Origin of the sequence: Escherichia sp. 93.1518 (assembly GCF_013368915.2) — a bacterium.
In the GTDB taxonomy this organism is placed as follows: domain Bacteria; phylum Pseudomonadota; class Gammaproteobacteria; order Enterobacterales; family Enterobacteriaceae; genus Escherichia; species Escherichia ruysiae.
The window spans coordinates 1-3,255 of the sequence record NZ_JABWMT020000068.1; the positions used below are offsets into that span (position 1 = coordinate 1).

The following is a 3,255-nucleotide window of genomic DNA, read 5'->3' on the forward strand; positions in this document are numbered from 1 at the left end:
AATCTAAGCCATCATGACACATCTGTGCAACACCTTGTTGCGTGTTGTCGCATCCAGGATGCGACAACGTTGTGTCACCCTGGATGCGACAGGTAAACAAAAAACACACTAAAAAAACAACAACTTACAAATCGGCGTAAAAGATCTATTCTAGGCAAGGGTGTTGCGCGCAACGCAACGCCCTTTTGGGGTGTCGGGGCGAAGCCCTGACCCAGTCACGTAGCGATAGCGGAGTGTATACTGGCTTACTCCTCTGCAAGCCTTACCAGCTGTGATTTTTGCCAGATTTCACGCTCTCAACGTTCAACAGCTCCATCATGGTTTTGCCGTCCGTTCACCGCTAAAACGCCTCAGAAATCGGGACAGGATGTGCAAATGTAATACCGTCACCCGCGACGATATTCCGTTTGCCATCTGGTCAGGGCTTCGCCCCGACACCCCGCATCAGTGCGTACGTGCTCAATGTGGTTTCCGGTTCTCTTCCGCTTCCTCGCCCACTCGCTCACTAACGTTCGGTCGCTGGGGCTGCGGCGAGCGGTGCCACCTCTCGCATGTTGTCGGTGATTCCGCTGTTGTTCTTTCGGGGATAAGTCGTCAGATAGCCCTTCAAACGCGCTCAGAAGCTCTCAGACGCACGAAACGGGGTTTAAATGCCCGTCAGGGCATGGAAGGCGCGAAAAACGCTTACAGAGCGTTTCAGGAGGTCAGGCGCGCCGATACCCCTAGCCAGGGGCTTTCAGGTCGCCAGGAACCGCGCCAGCCCCCTGCAAAGCCCATTTGCACGGTACAGGCAGCCACTCGGTTGGTAGGTGGTCGTAGACCGTCGGTGTTACAGCGATGGGGGTCTGGGGTTCTCCCCAGACGGTTTCCGGTTGCGCTCAAGGCGCTGCCGGAACCGTGGCGGCTCGATCGTTCTGGAGATCGGGGAGCAAAAACACGCAAGGGATTTTGAGGCGGCAAAAGAGCAATGCAGGATAGACAACCCGATGTCAAATGTTAACATTTGAATCAGATTGTCCAAAAACGGGGTTTTTGCCTGTGCCTGCCGCTGGCTCAATTTGAAAACATGGCCATGATTCGGCGCTGAATATCACCGTCTTTGTTGACCAGTGTTTTAGTGACAAACGCCGCGTAGTTTTTAGATGTGTTGTATCCCTTCCAGACTTCATGTGGATCGAGTGCATACGCACAAACCTTACCAGCAACAGGAATTCTGACTAACGCGTTTTTTGATTCTAAGTAGTTGAGCCACCGAATAATTGTGCTTCTGCTAACTCCAAGTTTTTCAGCTAGGAATTGCTGATCCGCAACGACAGCGCCACACGTAGGATCGATATGCTCCGCTAAAAATGAGTACAGCTTCAGTGCTGATATGCCTTGGCTATCCTTCAGCAGCTCTCGAACACGTTCCCAACCTTTTGGGGATACCTGTGTAAACCTTGAATTCTTCTTTGCTTCTTCGAGATCCTCGGTGTTTTTCTTTGCCTCATCTGAAAGTTGTTTCAGTCGTTTTTCTGAATCAATAAACATGATTTTTTCCCTCTGAAAATCCCATGCACTAACGTTGGTTCAAATCTAAGCCATCATGACACATCTGTGCAACACCTTGTTGCGTGTTGTCGCATCCAGGATGCGACAACACGCAACAAGGTGTTGCACAGATGTGTCATGATGGCTTAGATTTGAACCAACGTTAGTGCATGGGATTTTCAGAGGGAAAAAATCATGTTTATTGATTCAGAAAAACGACTGAAACAACTTTCAGATGAGGCAAAGAAAAACACCGAGGATCTCGAAGAAGCAAAGAAGAATTCAAGGTTTACACAGGTATCCCCAAAAGGTTGGGAACGTGTTCGAGAGCTGCTGAAGGATAGCCAAGGCATATCAGCACTGAAGCTGTACTCATTTTTAGCGGAGCATATCGATCCTACGTGTGGCGCTGTCGTTGCGGATCAGCAATTCCTAGCTGAAAAACTTGGAGTTAGCAGAAGCACAATTATTCGGTGGCTCAACTACTTAGAATCAAAAAACGCGTTAGTCAGAATTCCTGTTGCTGGTAAGGTTTGTGCGTATGCACTCGATCCACATGAAGTCTGGAAGGGATACAACACATCTAAAAACTACGCGGCGTTTGTCACTAAAACACTGGTCAACAAAGACGGTGATATTCAGCGCCGAATCATGGCCATGTTTTCAAATTGAGCCAGCGGCAGGCACAGGCAAAAACCCCGTTTTTGGACAATCTGATTCAAATGTTAACATTTGACATCGGGTTGTCTATCCTGCATTGCTCTTTTGCCGCCTCAAAATCCCTTGCGTGTTTTTGCTCCCCGATCTCCAGAACGATCGAGCCGCCACGGTTCCGGCAGCGCCTTGAGCGCAACCGGAAACCGTCTGGGGAGAACCCCAGACCCCCATCGCTGTAACACCGACGGTCTACGACCACCTACCAACCGAGTGGCTGCCTGTACCGTGCAAATGGGCTTTGCAGGGGGCTGGCGCGGTTCCTGGCGACCTGAAAGCCCCTGGCTAGGGGTATCGGCGCGCCTGACCTCCTGAAACGCTCTGTAAGCGTTTTTCGCGCCTTCCATGCCCTGACGGGCATTTAAACCCCGTTTCGTGCGTCTGAGAGCTTCTGAGCGCGTTTGAAGGGCTATCTGACGACTTATCCCCGAAAGAACAACAGCGGAATCACCGACAACATGCGAGAGGTGGCACCGCTCGCCGCAGCCCCAGCGACCGAACGTTAGTGAGCGAGTGGGCGAGGAAGCGGAAGAGAACCGGAAACCACATTGAGCACGTACGCACTGATGCGGGGTGTCGGGGCGAAGCCCTGACCAGATGGCAAACGGAATATCGTCGCGGGTGACGGTATTACATTTGCACATCCTGTCCCGATTTCTGAGGCGTTTTAGCGGTGAACGGACGGCAAAACCATGATGGAGCTGTTGAACGTTGAGAGCGTGAAATCTGGCAAAAATCACAGCTGGTAAGGCTTGCAGAGGAGTAAGCCAGTATACACTCCGCTATCGCTACGTGACTGGGTCAGGGCTTCGCCCCGACACCCCAAAAGGGCGTTGCGTTGCGCGCAACACCCTTGCCTAGAATAGATCTTTTACGCCGATTTGTAAGTTGTTGTTTTTTTAGTGTGTTTTTTGTTTACCTGTCGCATCCAGGGTGACACAACGTTGTCGCATCCTGGATGCGACAACACGCAACAAGGTGTTGCACAGATGTGTCATGATGGCTTAGATT

At 51.1% G+C, this 3,255-nt stretch carries 2 protein-coding genes; one reads left to right on the plus strand and one right to left on the minus strand.

The genetic code is table 11. The annotated features are described in order from the left end of the window. Positions 1-1,053: 1,053 nt before the first annotated feature. Positions 1,054-1,530, minus strand: coding sequence for a helix-turn-helix domain-containing protein (locus HEN21_RS22300; protein WP_029395218.1), 477 nt, complete (start codon positions 1,528-1,530; stop codon positions 1,054-1,056). Between the two features lie 195 nt (positions 1,531-1,725). On the opposite strand from HEN21_RS22300, the gene HEN21_RS22295 reads away from it, so the two are divergent. Then, entirely contained in the window at positions 1,726-2,202 is a 477-nt protein-coding gene (locus HEN21_RS22295; RefSeq protein WP_029395218.1) for a helix-turn-helix domain-containing protein, read from the plus strand. The last annotated feature ends 1,053 nt before the right edge of the window (positions 2,203-3,255 follow it).

What these genes read in the sequence shown, in the direction of transcription:
- HEN21_RS22300 (WP_029395218.1), bottom strand. Translation starts at nt 1,530, where the DNA reads ATGTTTATTGATTCAGAAAAACGACTGAAACAACTTTCAGATGAGGCA.
- HEN21_RS22295 (WP_029395218.1), top strand. Translation starts at nt 1,726, where the DNA reads ATGTTTATTGATTCAGAAAAACGACTGAAACAACTTTCAGATGAGGCA.